We start from the raw sequence: 16,944 nt of genomic DNA, 5'->3' as shown, positions 1-16,944 counted from the left end.
TCACTTCGCCACTTGGGCGAAGAAATCCTTTGCAATCGTAACGGCTGACGTGGCGTTGCTATCTTCAACGAACACCGATATCGCAAGATCGCCGTCATAGCCCGTGAACCACTGGCTCGCGGTGTCGTCCGTAAACGCCTCGCGCATGGTGTTCCGCACGTCCTTCACAGCCTGCGAGTCCAAGGGAGTGGCCGATTCGTTCGGGGCGTCCTCGGTGACCAGAACGGGTGAAACCGTGTGTCCGGCAGCGATAGAGGCGGCTACAGTGGCCGTATTGAGCGGGCTGGCCAGCACCTCACCCTGACCGCGTGACGCTTCCTGCCGCGCTGCGGGCGAATCGATGAGGGGAATCTTCCCTTTGGCCGCGTCCAAACCATGTAATGAGGACGTAAATCCCAACGCCTTGGCTGAGTCAGCAAGCGTGTGCGAATCGAGCACGCCGTCCTTTGCCAGGGCGTACTCCGTCACACATGTGAACGTGGCCCCGGGTGCATACTGACCGTAGAGCGCACGGTTTGGTACAGCGCCGGCAGGGTCATGGTTGGCTACCGCGAGCACGTGCCCGTCGCTGGGTCGGATCGCAACGAGCGAAGCGGGTGAGCCAGATGAGCTCAACACGTCCTGCGCTACCTTTTGTGTGCGCACATCGAGTGTGGTGGAAACGTCCGATCCGGGTTCGCTCTGAATGGTGGCAAGTTCATGGGGAGGGTCGAATTCCCCAGCGTCGGCAGGAATCCGTTCAACCGCGAATCCGCGGGTGCCACCGAGCTTCGAGTTGTACGCCCTTTGAATCCCGGACTTCCCCACGGTATCGCCTTCACGCGTTCCGCTGAGTTTCTCAATGTCTTCCGCGGTCGCCGGGCCCACGGTTCCCAAGGTTTCTGTGGCAAAGTTTGCTTCGACCGTGATCGGTTGGCGTCCTTTCCTAAACACAACACCAGGAATGGGCCGGAGAGTCTTTTCTAAGCGGTTGTAGTCTTCCTGCCTGAGAGCCGAAACATGCAGATACTGATCCTCAGGCGCGGACTCCACCCGTTTTTCGAGATCCTTCAACTCAAGGTCCAGAATCGACCGCAGCTCTGCCGCAAGTTTCGTAACGTCGGTGACCCGCCTTGGCTCAACCCCCACATTGACAACGCGGGTCTCCTGCATGAGCGCAACCCCGCCCGCACCTCGGATGGCACCACGAGCAGCGACAAGTGACCGCACGCGCACCCGGTCACCCAGGTTTAGACCCGGGGCAACCAGGGAATCTTCCGCTACGGGCTTCCACTTCAGCCCCACACGCTTCACCGTGATGCGCGTGTGGTACTTCCACGGTGTGACCGGTTGGGCAAAATCCCACGTCCACAACAGTTGTGCGTGTGCCACATCGCCATCGCGGCGGGTGGAGTCAAATTCGATGCGCGGTGTTACGTTCAGGCCTTCGACCAGGCCCGCGGATTCGAGCGAATCACCCGGTGAACGGTTCGCCCATTCGTGTGTGACCGTGCCCGACATGAGGTCCTCGATCGCATTGTTGACCGCGGCGCGGGGCGTGTTGACAAACAGGGGGACCACAAGCGCCAGAGCAACTCCCACACACAGTCCAAGCGCTAAGGCAATACGAAACTGCCGTCGGTTCATCGTGTGCTCATGTGTTCTCGCCCCGGTACATGGGCACTATCCTAGTTGAGGCGCACATTGTGCCAGACCTGTGAAGAACCGACCAGCGACAAGGGTAGAAGCAACCACATGACCCACCAACGCTTTGCGCGACTCAAACTCATCCTGGGCGATGAAGGCCTGGAAAAACTCGCTGGCTCAACAGTGATGGTGACGGGACTCGGGGGAGTGGGGTCCAGCTGCGCGGAGGCCTTAGCACGTGGCGGAGTGGGAACCCTGATCCTCATCGACCGTGACGTGATTGAGGAAAGCAACATCAACCGGCAGGCCCTGGCGTTCGTGTCCACGGTAGGCAAGGTCAAAGCTCAGGTCATGGAGGCGATGGTCGCCGACATCAACCCGGACTGCACCACGTACGCCCGCAACGTGTCCCTGAGCCGGGAAAACCTGGGTGAGGTTTTTGCTGAGTTGCCTCGCCCGGATTACGTGATCGACTGTATTGACGATGTCACCGGGAAGATCGAAATTGCGCAGTGGTGTGCTGAAAACCGTGTCCACCTGGTGTCCTCAATGGGCGGTGGAAACAAGTTGGACCCGTCGTACTTGAAGTTCGCAAAAGTCAACAAGACCCAGTACTGCCCGTTGGCAAAGGTGATCCGCCAAGTGTGTATTCGTCGCCGGATTCGCGGGCTGGAAGTTCTGTACTCGTCCGAAGTGCCCGTCAACATTGAAGACAAAGGAAGCGGCACCAAGGCCGAAACCGTGGGCACCATGAGCTACTTCCCACCCATCATGGGGCAAATGCTGGCAGGGAAAGTGATTCGCCGGCTGGTGGGCTTTGAAGAAACCCCGCTTGCACCGCGCATCGGCGGACCGGCAGATGACAGCCAACCGCCAACGGAGTCATGACCACCCTGCTCGACACCCACTACCACTACGACTTCCTCCCGCCCCAGTCACGGTCCGCGTTCCTGGAAGAACTCGCCCAGGCGGGCGTGGAGATCGTGGCGCAGACGCTCACCCCGTCTGACTTCGTGGCGCTGGAGGCGGAAGAGAAACGCAGAGTCGGAACCAGTAGCTCAGCTGGTCCGCGCCCCAGTAGCCACGCCAGCCCCCGGCTGTCTGTGGGTTTTCACCCGTGGAATATCGGACCGGATTACCAGCGCGAACTGGACTTTTTTGCCCAGGCGCTCACGCGGACGCGGTTTGTGGGGGAAGTGGGGCTGGATTATGTTCCGCGCCGCCTCCAGCAGGTGCCCGCTGAAACCCAGGCCGAGGTGTTCCGCCGCATTTTGGACATCGTCAGCTCCCAGCGGGCGGACGGCCCGTATGTCCTATCGATTCACGCTGTCCGCAGCGCGAGCCAGGTGTGCGACGCGCTTGAGGCGACGGACACCTCGGGCATGGTGCCCATTTTCCATCGCTTTGGCGGCACCAGCGACGAACTCACCCGCCTCATCAAACAAGGCTGCTACATTTCCGTTAACCCGGCGATGCTCGCCACCAAACGCGGACGCACTTACGTCACGCAAGTTCCCGCAGACAGACTCCTGTTAGAAACCGACTTGCCCGCGGGCAAAGAAGCCGGGGGCGACCCCGGGAAGTCCCACGCACGGGAACTCATCGAAACGCTGAACGCAACGGTCAGCACGCTGGCCGCCCTGCGTCACCAGGACCCGGACGAACTCGCATCCCACATCATGCACACAGCGCAACACCTGTACGGAGCGCGACCCGCGGGCAGTTAGTACTACACTGATCAACGAAGTTGACGCACATATCAGAAGGGGTGACGATGACGGAGAAATCCGCGATCACACTCGAACAGGTGGAACACCTGGCGAACCTGGCGCGCATCTCGATGAGCCAGGAAGAACTCGAACAAGTTTCCAGTGATTTGGGACAGATCCTTTCAAGCGTGGCAAAAGTGTCGGAAGTGGCAACAGACGATATTCCCGCCACCAGTCACCCCATTCCTCTCACCAATGTCATGCGCCCTGATACTGTGGCCGACCAGCTCACAGCAGAGCAGGCCCTGTCTGGTGCGCCAGCGGAAGAAGACAACAAATTCCTGGTTCCGCAGATCTTGGGGGAGGATTAAACAATGACCGACCTGACCCGCAAGACAGCGACGGAACTGGCCCAGAGCCTGCGCGCAGGCGACTTCACTTCCACCGAAGTCACGCGCGCGCACCTGGACCGTATCGAATCGGTAGAACCCACCATCAACGCGTTCATCACCACCACCGCTGACGCGGCCTTGGCAACGGCAGCCGACGTTGACCGCAAGCGCGCAGCAGGCGAAGACCTGCACCCGTACGCCGGTGTGCCCATTGCGCTGAAAGACCTGGTGGTAACTCAAGGGATTCGCACCACCGCCGCGTCGAAGATGCTCGAAAACTGGGTGCCGCCCTACGACGCCACCGTGTACCAGAAGGTGCAGGAAGCTGGCCTTCCGCTGTTGGGTAAGACCAACCTCGACGAATTCGCCATGGGTGCCACAACGGAACACTCCGCTTTTGGCAACACCACGAACCCGTGGGACACCACACGCTCACCGGGCGGGTCCTCGGGTGGTGCGGCCGCCTCGGTCGCGGCATTTGAAGCCCCGCTGTCAGTAGGAACCGACACGGGTGGGTCCATCCGCCAGCCGGCCGCGTTCAACGGCCTGGTGGGAGTCAAGCCCACGTACGGATCGGTGTCCCGCTATGGAATCATCGCGATGGCCAGCTCACTTGACCAGGTGGGGCCGTTGGCTCGCACGGTCGAAGATGCTGCCGCCTTGCACCAGATTTTGGCCGGGCACGACCGCCACGACTCCACATCACTCACCGACGAGGTCCCTGACTTCACCGCCGCCGCTCACGCAGGCGCCCAGGAAGGGCTCAAGGGCAAGAAGCTGGGCGTTATCCGCCAGCTGCAGGGCGAAGGTTGGGACGTCGGCGTGATCGCGAGGTTCAACGAAGCGCTCGAACTGGCACAGAAGGCCGGGGCAGAAATCGTTGAGGTGGACATCCCGTCCATTGGGTACGCGGTTGAGGCGTACTACCTCATCATGCCGTCCGAGGTGTCCTCGAACTTGGCGCGTTATGACGGCATGCGTTACGGGCTGCGGGTCGAACCGTCCGAAGGTCCGGTCACCGCTGAAACCGTTATGGCGGCTACACGTGCTGCCGGGTTCGGTAAGGAAGTGAAGCGTCGTATCCTCTTGGGAACCTACGCGCTGTCCGCCGGGTACTACGACGCGTACTACGGTTCGGCACAGAAGGTGCGCACACTGGTGCAACGCGACTTCGCGGCAGCCTTCGACAAGGTCGACGTGCTCGTTTCACCCACCTCACCCACCACGGCCCTACCGTTTGGGGTCGAAGACGACGCCGACCCCATGGCCCTGTACATGGGTGACATCGCAACCATCCCAGCAAACCTCGCCGGAATCCCAGGCATGAGCCTGCCTTCAGGTCTGTCGGACGGCCTACCTACCGGGCTGCAACTACTGGCACCCGCCCGTGAAGACGCCCGCCTCTACACAGTGGGAGGGGCGTTCGAAGCGGAACTCAACGGACACCTCGGCGGCCCTATTCTGGACCAGATTCCTCAGCTCTAAGGACACGAATTGAAGTACGAAGACGCAATTAAGAAGTACGACCCAGTTCTTGGAATCGAAGTCCACGTGGAACTGGGAACCGTGACAAAAATGTTTGACGCCGCCCCCAACACGTTTGGTGGCGGGCCCAACGAGAACACCACGCCGGTGTCGCTCGGTTTGCCTGGCGCGTTGCCGGTGGTGAACGAAACCGGTGTGGAATACGCGATTAAGATCGGGCTGGCGCTGGGGTGCCAGATCGCTGAAACGTGCCGGTTTGCGCGCAAGAACTATTTTTACCCTGACCTGGCGAAGAACTTCCAGACTTCGCAGTACGACGAGCCGATCGCATTTGACGGCGCGTTGGAAGTCGAGCTGGAAGACGGTCAGCTGGTGACCGTTGACATTGAGCGCGCGCACATGGAAGAAGACGCGGGGAAGAACACGCACGTGGGTGGGTCCTCGGGGCGCATCCAGGGTGCGGACTACTCGCTGGTGGACTACAACCGTGCCGGGGTTCCCTTGGTTGAGATTGTCACCCGGCCTATTACGGGTACGGGGGAGCGGGCGCCCGAGGTCGCAGCCGCGTATGTGCGCACGTTGCGGGATATTTTTAAGGCTTTGGGTGTTTCGGAAGCGCGCATGGAGCAGGGAAATGTGCGTGCCGATATTAACGTGTCGTTGCGTGAAAGTCCGGATGCGCCACTGGGTACCCGGACTGAGACGAAGAACGTGAACTCATTCAGGTCGATTGAGCGGGCTGTGAAGTTTGAGATTGCACGCCAGGCCACCATTTTGGAGGCGGGGGAGAAGGTGTTGCAGGAGACTCGGCACTTCCACGAAGACACGGGTGAAACGTCGTCTGGTCGTGTGAAGTCCGACGCTGATGACTACCGTTACTTCCCTGAGCCTGATCTGGTGCCGGTTTCACCTGCCCGTGAGTGGGTTGAGCAGTTGCGTGAAGAGTTGCCGGAACTGCCGGCTGCTAAGCGCCGTCGCCTCATTGGTGAGTGGGGATTCAGTGACCTGGAGATGCGTGACGTTGTCAACGCTGGTTTGCTTGAAGCGATTGAAGACACGGTGGCAGCAGGTGCTACGCCAGGGAATGCCCGTAAGTGGTGGATGGGTGAGATTGCGCGCCAGGCGAAGGCTAGTGAGGCCCACGCTACGGAACTGGTGACACCGGAACAGGTGGCTGAGCTCGCTGACCTGGTGAAGCAGGGCAAGCTCAATGACAAGCTGGCACGGAAAGTGCTGGAAGGCGTTATCGCCGGTGAAGGAAACCCGGCTGCTGTGATGGAAGCACGTGGCCTGGAGATCGTGGAGGACGACGGGGCGTTGGAAGCTGCCGTTGATCAGGCGATCGCTGACAACCCTGATGTGGTTGAGAAGATCAAGGGTGGCAAGATGCAGGCGATTGGTGCGCTCATGGGGCCCATCATGAAGGCCACACGTGGTCAAGCCGATGCAGGTAAAGCGCGCGAAATGATCATGGCTAAGATTCAGTGACGAGCGTTACGCCCCGCCCCAGTGGCGGGGCGTTTTTCGTTGAGTGAACGGTGAGTGTCTGGGGCGAGAGTCGTCACTTGAGTGGCGCGCGTGACCACTGTTTGCACTGTTCTGTATGTGGCGTGTTACCGGGGCGTATAGAAGTTGAGCCGATTGTGTGAAACAATTATGGCGCTTAATAAAGTGTGTGTATTGCATGTATCTCACCTCAACGGGCAATGATCGAACGGCCCATTGGTGTTGTTCAAAACCTCCAGGAAGGACTGAGGGATGCATTCCTCGAAAACTCCGACACAGCGGAGGCGCTTCTTGCGCGTCCCGATTGCCGCTCTGTCGGCCCTCGCATTAACGGCTGGGGCATTTGCTGTACCTAACTTGATGTCGGGCGATTCGGCCGCGGCTGCCACATTCTCCGGGGGCATCCGCGACAAGTCCGGCGCGGTAGAGAAGGACGACCAGCGAGCCTCGGATCTGCCTGCTGGCTCCTGCGAAGTGAAAGGTGGCAGCCCGTCTGGCAGTCAGGCCGGCTTCACCTGGACCACCCTAGAACCAGACCAGCACAGCACCGATAAAACCAAGTGGGGCGTGAGCGTTGCGTTGGATAATTCGAAGGATCGAACGTTTGCCGACTGGGGTTTTAGCAACTCTGGGCTCCTTGGTGGCGTCTTGAACACCGGAACCATTTCCTCTATGGATGTCGGCCAGACTCTTTTGGGCGCTGGTGGGCCGGTGACTGCTAAGGCCGACGAAAAGATCAAAATCACTAGCGCTCGAAACCAACGGAACCTGAACCTCAATTCAGAACTGACCGGTGAAAAGGTCAAACAGTTCGCAGATGCAGACGCCTCTAACCCTGTGCGTTACGCATGGCAGGGAAAGTACACGAAGGATAACGTTGACGGACCTAAAGCGACGCGGGGAGACAATGTAGGGTTCTCCGCTACAGTCAACCCGTGGCCAAGCGAGAACGACAACTGCTCGCCCATTTCTGTGGTATGGGAAAACAAGGAAAAGCTGGTTGTCAAACCGGGCGAGGAGCTCAAAGTCGGCACCATCAGTGCTGACGCGGCGTCTATGCCGCGCATGGTGATTGAGGCCTACGACGCTCAGGGCAAATTCATCGGCACCAGTAACACTGAAGCCTCCGGTGGCGAGGCACGTCTGCGCGTTGAAAATAGTGGCGACATATACTTTACGATGCCCGAATACAAGGGCACTGAGCTCAACGCCCAGCAAGGTGTACGCTTCAGCGTGCTCGCTCTGCCGCGCTCGGTTGAACAGCTGCAGTCCGTGGTCGACGCGAACAGCTACGAGGGCAAGGCATTCGAAGAGTCCAATGCGCTGCCTCGCTACAGCAAGGCCAATGTCATCGGCAATCACCAGTGGAGCTTGGACGATACCCAGTTCCACGACCCGAAGTACGACAAGACCGAAGCCAAGATCATCTCTGGTGTGGAGAGCAGAACGGGTCCGATTGCAACCGAACCGCAGAAGGTGACTTTCAAACAGGTCCCGGACCTGATCAAGAACCTGGCTAAGAAGAAGGGCGAAGGTGGCTTTGAGGCGAAGGTCGAGCTCGACGAGGCTTATGTCTACGAGGGCTGGACTGTCGAGATGGACGATGACTACAATGTGACCGTCACGGCGCCAGAGAACCCGCGCCCAGGCACTTTTGCCCGCCCGAGAATCACAGTGGAGTACTCGAACGGATCCACTGACATACTCGACCTACTCGTCGTCGTTGACCCGAACAACACGCAGGTCACTGACCTGGTCAAGCCCAACATCGCACAGGGCAAACCGAACCAGGACATCGAATCCCAGATTAAGGCTAAGGCCATCATGAAGGGCCATAAGGCTGTGGCGCCGGCCAAATACGAAGTCGATGAGTCCACTGTGCCTTCGGGCTGGACCGTCACGGTGGACAAGAACGGCAAGGTCACAGCGAAAGCTGACGACAGCGTGCCGCTGGGCACCGTGATTTCTCCGAAGGTCAAGGCCACTTACCCGGACCACACCACCGACGAAGTCGAGGTCCAGTTCCAGGTCATCAACGAAATTAAGGTGCCGACTTACGGCACCGAAGTCAAGAAGCCTGGCGAAAAGGCCAGCCTGAAGCCCACTCTGCCCGAAAAGGGGTTGAGCGGTAAGGAAAGTGACGAAGCACCAAACCGCTACACGTTCGAAGACGGCACAACCACGTTCTCCAAGGATGGATGGACCGTCACGATTGATGAGAACACTGGTGAGCTGACTACAACAGTGCCAAAGGGCGCGCAGCCGGGTGATCAGCTAGATATCCCGGTTCTTGCCCACTATGAGTCCGGCGCTAAGCCGCAGAAGGCAACCGGCACGGTGTTCGTCATCAAGGGAGACGAAGTGCCGGTCTACTCCGTTGAGTCAACCGGTCCTGGTAAGCCCGTAGACCACCAGGTTGAGGACGCCCCGAAGGGTTCGAAGTTCTCGTTTGGCTTGGACGGTGACAAACCGATCCTCGAGCAGGACGTTGACGGCTGGAAGTACAAGGTCGACCCGAACACCGGTGTTGTTACGGCAACCCCGCCGCAGGACGCTAAACCGGGTGACCAGAAGACGGTGTCTGTGACTGTCACTGCTCCGGACGGCTCCAAGCCGAAGGTGCCCGTCACCACGGTGGTGAATCTGACCAATAACTACGAGGCCGAGCCGTCATACCCCACGGAAACGGTATACCCCGGCGATACTGCGAAACTGCCGGTGACTCTTGAAAAGCCGGACAACGTTAACGTCGCGAAGGAAAACCCATACAAGGTGGACAATGTTCCTGCTGGTTGGACTGTCACAGTTGATGATGAGGGCACTATCACAGCGACCGCACCTGCGGATGCGAAGGCTGGAGACGAAGTCAAGATTCCAGTCACCGTGACCTACGAAGACGGCTCTAAGGACACAGCCACAGCCGTGGTCAAGGTTGTCGACGTTCCGAAGCGTGAGGTCCCGTTCAAGGTCGAGTACAAGTACGACGACTCCATCCCTGCTGGCGAATACCGGACTGAAACCAAGGGTGAGCCAGGCGAGGAGAAGCAGCAAAAGGACGGCACCTGGAAACGCACCAAGGAGCCTGTCAATGAGGTCGTCGTCATCGGTACGAAGCCGGCTGAGAGCGCCAAGGAAGTCACGTGGACGGTTCCGATCCCGTTCCCGACCGAAGTCCGCGAAAACCCTGACCTTGCACCTGGTGAAACCAGGGTTGTTCAGGAGGGCGAGAACGGAGAGAAGAAGTTCACCGCCAAGTTCACTGCCAAGGGTGACAAGGCTGAAGTAGTCGAGGAAGAAACCACCAAGGAACCCGTCAAGCGCATCGTCGAGTACGGTCCGGGGCTGGCCCCAAGCGAGCTGGTGACCAAGACTGAGAAGCCGGTTCCGTTCGACACCAAGGTCGAGTTTGATCCCAACCTGCCGGCCGGCGAAAAGGTAGTCGACCAGAAGGGTGAGCTCGGAACCGAGGTTGAGACCTCGACCCAGAAGCTCGTCGACGGTAAGCCTTCGGGCGACCCGACCGTGACCACTGAGCGCATCAAGGAACCGACAACGGAGAAGATCCGCGTTGGTACCAAGACTGAGGGCACTCACACCACCTCGTACGAAAAGGATGTGCCGTTCGAGACTGAGATCATCTTCGACGAGAACCTGGAAGCCGGAAAGCAGGAAACTGTCCAGGAAGGCAAGCTGGGTAAGGACAAGGTCACAACGACTCAGACCATCGTGAACTCGAAGGTCACGGACACGAAGACCGAGACCGAGCGTGTGACCGATCCGGTCAAGAAGATCGTCAAGGTCGGCACAAAGGGCAAGACCACCTCTAAGACCGTCGAGTGGACAGAAAACACACCGTTTGAGGTCGAGGTCCGTCTCAGCCCCGAGCTCAAGGCCGGGGAAACCAAGGTGATCCAGGAAGGCAAGCCTGGTGAGGTCAAACACACTCTGACAGTGACTTCCGATAACGGTGAGATCTCCACCAAGGAAGACACCGAAGAGCTGAGCAAGCCGACCACCCACATTATCGAAGTGGGCACGGCGCCGACGCTGACCGAGCTGACAGACAAGCACACGGAGAAGATTCCGTTCGAGACCATCATTGCGGAAGACCCGAACCTCGAAGCAGGAAAGATTGTCGAGGACCAGGCTGGTGCCTTCGGTGAGAAGGAAATCACCAAGACCTGGAAGCTCAAAGACGGCAAGGCTGAAGGAGAGCCGGAAACGTCCGAAAAGGTCGTGAAGGAACCCCAGCAACGCAAGCTACGCGTAGGCACCAAGTGTGACTGCGAGACGCCGACGCCGGAGCCGTCCGAAGATCCATCGGACGAGCCGACGGATGAGCCAACCGCGGATCCGACCGAGGACCCAACGGCTGATCCAACTGAAAAGCCGACAGTGAAGCCTTCGGAAACTCCAAGCGAGGAACCAACCACGGAGCCTAGCGAGAACCCATCAGAGGAACCGACTACGGAACCTTCGGAAACTCCAACCGAAGAGCCAACTCAGGATCCGACGGATGAGCCTTCCGAGCAGCCTTCGGAAGAACCAACGACGGAGCCTAGCGAGAACCCATCAGAGGAACCGACGCCGGATCCGACCGAGGACCCAACCACGGAACCGACTACGGAACCTTCGGAAACTCCAACCGAAGAGCCATCGGACAATCCTTCTGAGGAACCGTCAGATGAGCCAACCCAGGAGCCTTCGGACAAGCCATCTGAAGCGCCAACGGACGAGCCTTCGGACAAGCCTTCCGAACAGCCTTCGGAAGAACCGTCAGACGAACCTGGTAAGCCTGGAGACTCGCCATCAGACGAGCCAAACGATCCGGGCGAGCCTGGACAGCCTGGCGACGACTCCGATGGTCCCGGAACGCCTGGGGACTCCAGTAAGCCTGGTGATTCCGGCAAGACTGGTCCGCTCCCTAGAACCGGTGTCGAGGTGGCTATGGCAGTGGCCATGGGTCTGGGCTTGATCGGTGCAGGTATTGCACTGACAGCGGCCAGCCGAAGGAACCGTCGTAGCTAACGGCTCTGACTGAGCGGGGTCGCGGCCTCGCACAGGCCCACAAAGTGAGTGGTCCGGCGCAATCTTGCGCCGGACCACTCACTTCTCCATTCCCTCGATAGGGTGGCGTCTCTGGAAGCTGCTGCAACCTCGGGAGCGTCACATGCCGTTTGAAATTCGAATAGTAAAGCTCCAGTAAGGGAGCTCTATATAGTCATTCGGAAACAGTGCTCTGTGCTTAGAAGAAAATGAAAATGGGGCCGATTTCGCAACCGAACCACCCCGCACACTCCATCACAGGCGTAGCGTGTTTCACGCCTGGAAATCCCCCCAGGATGTCTAGATTATGGAGAGTGACATGCTCAAGAAAGATCTAACACGTTCCCTCACCCACGGAGCGCTGGCTATCGCAATTGGTGGTGGAAGCCTCCTCGCTGCGACCGGCGCCGCTCAGGCAGCCACGCCAGCTGACAACACCTCGGGCACTTCTACACAGGCCCAGGCGGCAGGCGAAGGCATCAGTCGCGACGAAATCATCAAGCGCGCTGAAGACCGCATGGCCAAAGCCCCTTACTACTCACAGGGCCAGGACTACTTCGAAGACTACCGCCGCGACTGCTCCGGATTCGTTTCATACGCATGGAACTCTGGGGGACCGGGTGAAGCATCATTCACCTTCGTTCAAAACGGTGTCGCTCACAACATCGGATGGGAAGAACTCCAGCCAGGTGACGCCGTAACCGGACCAAACCACATTGTGCTGGTTAAGGCTGTGAACCCAGACGGATCGTTCGAACTGCTCGAACACGGTGGCGGACAGTCCGGAAAGGAAGCACCAAACACACGCCACGCAACCAAGGACGAACTGATCAGCCAGGGCGTTGGCGAACCAATCCGCTACAACGGAGTTGGCTAATCACCATTGGCAACACGCAGACTTCTGTGGCCCGGCCAAATGTGGTCGGGCCACAGCTTTATGCACCCAGCTAGATGTCAGGTCAGCTCACTACAATGAAGTATGCGGAAGGAGTCATATGGTTCACTGGCGTGAGTTGTGGAAACAAGAATGTCGCGGACACGTTCCGCGGTACCGTGTGCTCGTCCCGGGAAGCGTCCCCGAATCAGTCATCGACGTGTGGAAGGCGCGCGGATACGACCTCACTTCATCTGATCTCGCGCAACAGGTGTTCCCACAGCGCTACAGTCGCAACCTGATCCGCTCCAAGTTGGTGTTCGCAACAACCACAGGCGCGGGTGCGGCCACAACCGGCTTTTTCGGCTCAACCGCGCTCATTGCGCTTGCGTTCGCCGACACGGTTGCCATTGCCACCACCTCGGCGTTTACCGGGATCGCCGCGTTAGCCACAGCCGGCGTGGGCATTTTCACCGGAAGCCGGTTTCTGCGCGACCCCAAACGGCTGACCGGCAAGCAACTTAAACAAGCACCACACGTCCGGTGGATCGCCCCATTCGACTTGGGATACATTCCCGGCGCCAACGGCCGTGATACCGACGAACAAAGGCTTTTCCACCTCGCGGTGACGGTCTCCCAGGCCATCGTGGGCACTCGCGCATGGACACACCCCGCGCTGGAAGGTCACGTGAGCCGGGTTGATCTGGACTTCGCAGTCGCTTCCATTGGTGAGCGGTTGCGTGAGCTGTACGAACTACGCCAGAAGCTTGAGAGCATTCGGCAACCACACCTGGACGCTCGGATCGATGTGTATCAGCGGAACCTGGCTAAAGCGTTCGCTTCGCTGGCCCGCCGCGTTGAGTCGATGCACGGGTACTTGGAGCAGTTGCGGAAGCTGTCAGTGCAGTTGGTTCAGCTGGACAGCACGGAACAATCGCGCGAACTGGGTGAACAGGTGCTTGACGTGCTATCGCGTACCGTCAACGACGACACTGCGCAGAAGCAGTTCAGTGACCTCAACCTCGAGGCTGAGTCGCACGCGGACGCAATCCGGGGCATGCTGGGTGAGCTTGAGGAATCGGTCGAAGAGTTCGACAACTTTGATGACCTGGACCGGAAGCTGGCGCAAGCCGAACGCGAAGGCAAAGCGAACAACTGAAACGGCGCGAAGTGAGCGTGGTCGTTCTGGTTATTGGCCGTGACCAAACGGGTCGGGGTCGGTGCCCGGAAGCCACGAGTTCCCTGGAACGTTATACCCGTGCTTCTTCTGTTCCTTCTTCCACCGCTTGGCCCACCTGGTGTCTAACCGGTCCACGTATAGGGTTCCGTGCAAATGGTCGAATTCGTGCTGCATAATGCGGGCGAACCAGCCTTCAACACTGAGCGACACCGGTTGATTGTTCTCATCAACACCGGTGACGGTGACTTTATCTGCCCGTTTCAGCGGGTAGTCCAAAACGGGAACTGACAAACACCCCTCCGTGTCCTCGCTGGGATCCGGGTTGGTGGTGGGAACCTTCGACGCCACCAAAACTGGGTTGATGAAAACGCCACGACGCCTCACACCGGCGACCTCGTCATCAGCGTCGTACACGTAGATCTGCTTGCCCACCCCAATTTGCGGTGCGGCTAAACCGACGCCGTTAGAAGCTGTGAGGGTCTCATACATATCAGCGACAAGTGTGTGGAGCTCATCGCCAAACTCCGTGACAGGGTCAGCTTTTCGGTGCAGAACAGGTTCGCCGTAGACAACAATCGGGTGGATAGCCATGGGTTACATCATAGTGCTGAAAGGATTTTCGCCAGCGTGGAATATAGTAAGAAGCTGTTGCGTTACGCATGATGACGCATTAACAACAGCTGAAGCCATTGGCTGGTGTGAAGGACCGCCTGATCACCTCCATGCGCGGTCCGGGTACAAACAGACACCAAAGAAAGGACCGCTGGTGAACATTTACGCGAACGTTTCAGAAGTCGTTGGTCGCACTCCACTTGTCAAACTTCAGAAGGCCAGTGAAGAAACTGGCGCGGAAATCGTTGGAAAGCTCGAATTTCACAACCCTGCCAACTCGGTGAAAGACCGTATTGGGGTTGCCATGATTGACGCGGCTGAAAAGTCAGGCGAGTTGCGCGAAGGCGGAACGATCGTCGAAGCAACCAGCGGTAACACCGGAATCGCCCTTGCCATGGTCGGAGCTTCACGCGGATACCGGGTAGTCCTCACAATGCCAGAATCCATGTCGAAAGAACGCCGTGCCCTGCTCCGCGCATTCGGTGCTGAACTCGTTCTCACCCCCAAGGCTGACGGGATGAAGGGAGCTGTCGCAAAGGCTGAAGAAATCGGCTCACAAGACAACGCCGTACTGGTTCGCCAGTTCGAAAACGAAGCCAACGCGCAGGTCCACCGCGACACCACCGCACAGGAAATCCTCAACGACACCGACGGCGAAGTCGACATCTTCGTCGCCGGAATCGGTACCGGAGGAACCATCACCGGTGTGGGTGAAGTCCTCAAAGAAAAGAACAAGGACGTCCAGATCGTTGCCGTAGAACCAGCAGCATCGCCACTTCTGTCAGAAGGTAAGGCTGGCCCACACGCCATCCAGGGAATCGGTGCGAACTTTATTCCAGGTGTCCTCAACCGCGACATCATCGACGAAGTAGTCACCGTTGAAAACGAAGTAGCGCTTGAAACCGCACGCGAAACCGCCAAGGCCGAAGGTCTGCTTGTTGGAATCTCCTCCGGTGCAGCTATCAACGCTGCCAAGCGCGTGGCTGCACGCCCAGAAAACAAGGGCAAACGCGTAGTCGTCATCATTCCATCGTTCGGTGAACGCTACTTGTCCACTCCACTGTTCGCGGAGTACATGGACGCATGAGTTTTCTCAAAAAACTCGCCGTGATGGCCGGGGTAGGGGCAGCGGTAGTTGCTGCCACCTCGGCCACCACAGTGGGCAAGCGCGCCCGCGCTGCCCTACGAGAAGACCTGGACACCGCCCGAAGGCGCGACCCCGCCGTGCGCAGCGACTTTGTCACCGCGGTCAGCTACCCGGGCCTGCACGCCGTGTGGGCATATCGCGGACTGCACGAACTCAACAAAATGCCAGGTGGGGAAGTGCCCGCGCGCATTCTGTCCCAGGCCGTGCGCACCCTGACCGGGGTTGAGATCCACCCGGCGGCGAAGATCGGGCGCAGATTCTTCATTGACCACGCCGACGGGATCGTGGTGGGGGCCACGGCTGAAATCGGCGACGACGTCATGCTGTACCAGCAGGTCACGCTGGGTGGCACCTCTATGGAACAGACCAAACGCCACCCCACGCTGGGGAACAACGTGCTGGTGGGGGCCGGTGCCAAGATCCTGGGGCCCATCACCATAGGCGACGGAGCTTCCGTAGGTGCCAACGCGGTTGTGGTCAAGGATGTGCCCGCCAACCATGTGGCCGTGGGCGTGCCCGCCAAGAACCGCGCACCCAAGGGGACTGACACTCCCCAGAACCACGTGCTTGAGGACCCCGCCATCTGGATTTGAGTGGGTCGAGGCTGGCCTGCCCTGGGGTACCTGCCCAATCGACGCACTGACTCTAAAATACGCACACCCATCTACACTGTGTCGAGGAGGTGTGTGTGCGTTTTATCGTTGTGGCAGTGCTGTTCACGTTGAGCTATTCGACGTGGACGGTTCTTTTGGCGATCGACCCGCAACTGGACGTGTTGCATTCGTTCGTGTCCGAATACGCCGTGTGGGGCAGACCCGGTGCCGTGCTCATTCGCGTGGGCGACGCGGTGGCTGGTGTGCTCCTGGTTGTGTTGGGCGTGTTCTTGCGCAGGCGGCACGCGCTGTCGCTCATGCTGTGCGCCGGTTTGGTTGTGGCCGGTGCGGCCACGGTCGGGGACACCTTGCTTTCGTATGAATGTGCGCCCAGTCTGAGTGAAGAATGCGCCGCCGCCGAGGTCGCAGGCACCGTGGGTCTTGCCCACCAGTTGCACTCGGTGACCTCGGCCCTGGTGGGCTTTGGGTTCGCTACGGCCGTGATTGCCGACATTGTCATGCTGGTGCGCTCCGGGCGGAGTTTTGCGAGCTTGCCTGTTGTTCTCAACGTTGCGTTGCTGGTCTTGCTGGGAGTTAGTGGCGTGTTGGCACTGGTTCCGCACGTGGGGTGGACAGGTGCCGTGCAAAGACTGTCCCTGGTGTTGATATGCGCGTGGGTGATTGTGCTCAGTGTGCGCCACGCCCGTATGCGGGGCGGGGCGTTGAACGTTCAGCACGTGGACGCGTGATTGTGTGGGCCTTGACACGCCTGCC

General features: G+C 59.2%; 13 protein-coding genes. 11 read left to right on the top strand and 2 right to left on the bottom strand.

The annotated features are described in order from the left end of the window. The gene (locus HMPREF0183_RS00700; protein ID WP_005881687.1) at positions 1-1,626 is read right to left on the bottom strand and encodes a penicillin-binding protein 2; all 1,626 of its coding nucleotides are present in this window, start codon (positions 1,624-1,626) and stop codon (positions 1-3) included. A 108-nt stretch (positions 1,627-1,734) separates the two neighbouring features. On the opposite strand from HMPREF0183_RS00700, the gene HMPREF0183_RS00695 reads away from it, so the two are divergent. From HMPREF0183_RS00695 to HMPREF0183_RS00660, 8 genes are all read left to right on the top strand, one after another. Then, the gene (locus tag HMPREF0183_RS00695) at positions 1,735-2,514 is read left to right on the top strand and encodes a tRNA threonylcarbamoyladenosine dehydratase (protein WP_005881685.1); all 780 of its coding nucleotides are present in this window, start codon (positions 1,735-1,737) and stop codon (positions 2,512-2,514) included. Continuing rightward, positions 2,511-3,353, top strand: coding sequence for a TatD family hydrolase (locus HMPREF0183_RS00690; RefSeq protein ID WP_005881683.1), 843 nt, complete (start codon positions 2,511-2,513; stop codon positions 3,351-3,353). Before HMPREF0183_RS00695 ends, HMPREF0183_RS00690 begins: the two co-directional genes overlap by 4 nt. A 47-nt stretch (positions 3,354-3,400) precedes the next feature. Beyond that, entirely contained in the window at positions 3,401-3,706 is a 306-nt protein-coding gene (gatC, locus tag HMPREF0183_RS00685; protein ID WP_005881681.1) for an Asp-tRNA(Asn)/Glu-tRNA(Gln) amidotransferase subunit GatC, read from the top strand. A 3-nt stretch (positions 3,707-3,709) separates the two neighbouring features. Then, positions 3,710-5,212 carry an Asp-tRNA(Asn)/Glu-tRNA(Gln) amidotransferase subunit GatA gene (gene gatA / locus HMPREF0183_RS00680; RefSeq protein WP_005881679.1) on the top strand — a complete coding sequence of 501 codons (1,503 nt, stop codon included), beginning with the start codon at positions 3,710-3,712 and terminating at the stop codon, positions 5,210-5,212. A gap of 9 nt (positions 5,213-5,221) precedes the next feature. Next, a complete protein-coding gene (gene gatB, locus HMPREF0183_RS00675) occupies positions 5,222-6,700 on the top strand; it encodes an Asp-tRNA(Asn)/Glu-tRNA(Gln) amidotransferase subunit GatB (RefSeq protein WP_005881677.1) in 1,479 nt (492 codons plus the stop codon). 270 nt (positions 6,701-6,970) lie between these two features. Next, entirely contained in the window at positions 6,971-11,746 is a 4,776-nt protein-coding gene (locus tag HMPREF0183_RS00670; protein ID WP_005881676.1) for a G5 domain-containing protein, read from the top strand. Between the two features lie 337 nt (positions 11,747-12,083). Further along, on the top strand, positions 12,084-12,641 hold the full coding sequence (locus tag HMPREF0183_RS00665) for an NlpC/P60 family protein (RefSeq protein WP_156798018.1): 558 nt from the start codon (positions 12,084-12,086) through the stop codon (positions 12,639-12,641). A gap of 118 nt (positions 12,642-12,759) precedes the next feature. Beyond that, on the top strand, positions 12,760-13,797 hold the full coding sequence (locus HMPREF0183_RS00660; RefSeq protein ID WP_005881673.1) for a hypothetical protein: 1,038 nt from the start codon (positions 12,760-12,762) through the stop codon (positions 13,795-13,797). Positions 13,798-13,827: 30 nt separating this feature from the next. Here HMPREF0183_RS00660 and def read toward each other — a convergent pair whose 3' ends face one another. Next, complete coding sequence (gene def / locus HMPREF0183_RS00655; protein WP_005881671.1) at positions 13,828-14,409, bottom strand: peptide deformylase; 582 nt, start codon at positions 14,407-14,409, stop codon at positions 13,828-13,830. A 175-nt stretch (positions 14,410-14,584) separates the two neighbouring features. On the opposite strand from def, the gene cysK reads away from it, so the two are divergent. The 3 genes from cysK (at position 14,585) to HMPREF0183_RS00640 (ending at position 16,919) form a co-directional block, all read left to right on the top strand. After that, positions 14,585-15,517 carry a cysteine synthase A gene (gene cysK / locus HMPREF0183_RS00650; RefSeq protein WP_040347528.1) on the top strand — a complete coding sequence of 311 codons (933 nt, stop codon included), beginning with the start codon at positions 14,585-14,587 and terminating at the stop codon, positions 15,515-15,517. Continuing rightward, a complete protein-coding gene (gene cysE / locus HMPREF0183_RS00645) occupies positions 15,514-16,170 on the top strand; it encodes a serine O-acetyltransferase (RefSeq protein ID WP_005881666.1) in 657 nt (218 codons plus the stop codon). The genes cysK and cysE overlap by 4 nt, the downstream gene beginning before the upstream one ends. 95 nt (positions 16,171-16,265) lie before the next feature. Beyond that, positions 16,266-16,919 (top strand): DUF998 domain-containing protein, encoded by a 654-nt coding sequence (locus HMPREF0183_RS00640; RefSeq protein WP_005881664.1) that lies wholly within the window; start codon positions 16,266-16,268, stop codon positions 16,917-16,919. Positions 16,920-16,944 lie beyond the last annotated feature (25 nt).

The sequence above is a fragment of the Brevibacterium mcbrellneri ATCC 49030 genome (assembly GCF_000178455.1).
GTDB classification, from domain to species: Bacteria; Actinomycetota; Actinomycetes; order Actinomycetales; family Brevibacteriaceae; genus Brevibacterium; species Brevibacterium mcbrellneri.
Note: the sequence above shows the minus strand (reverse complement) of the source record. Positions and strands in the feature narration are given on the sequence as shown.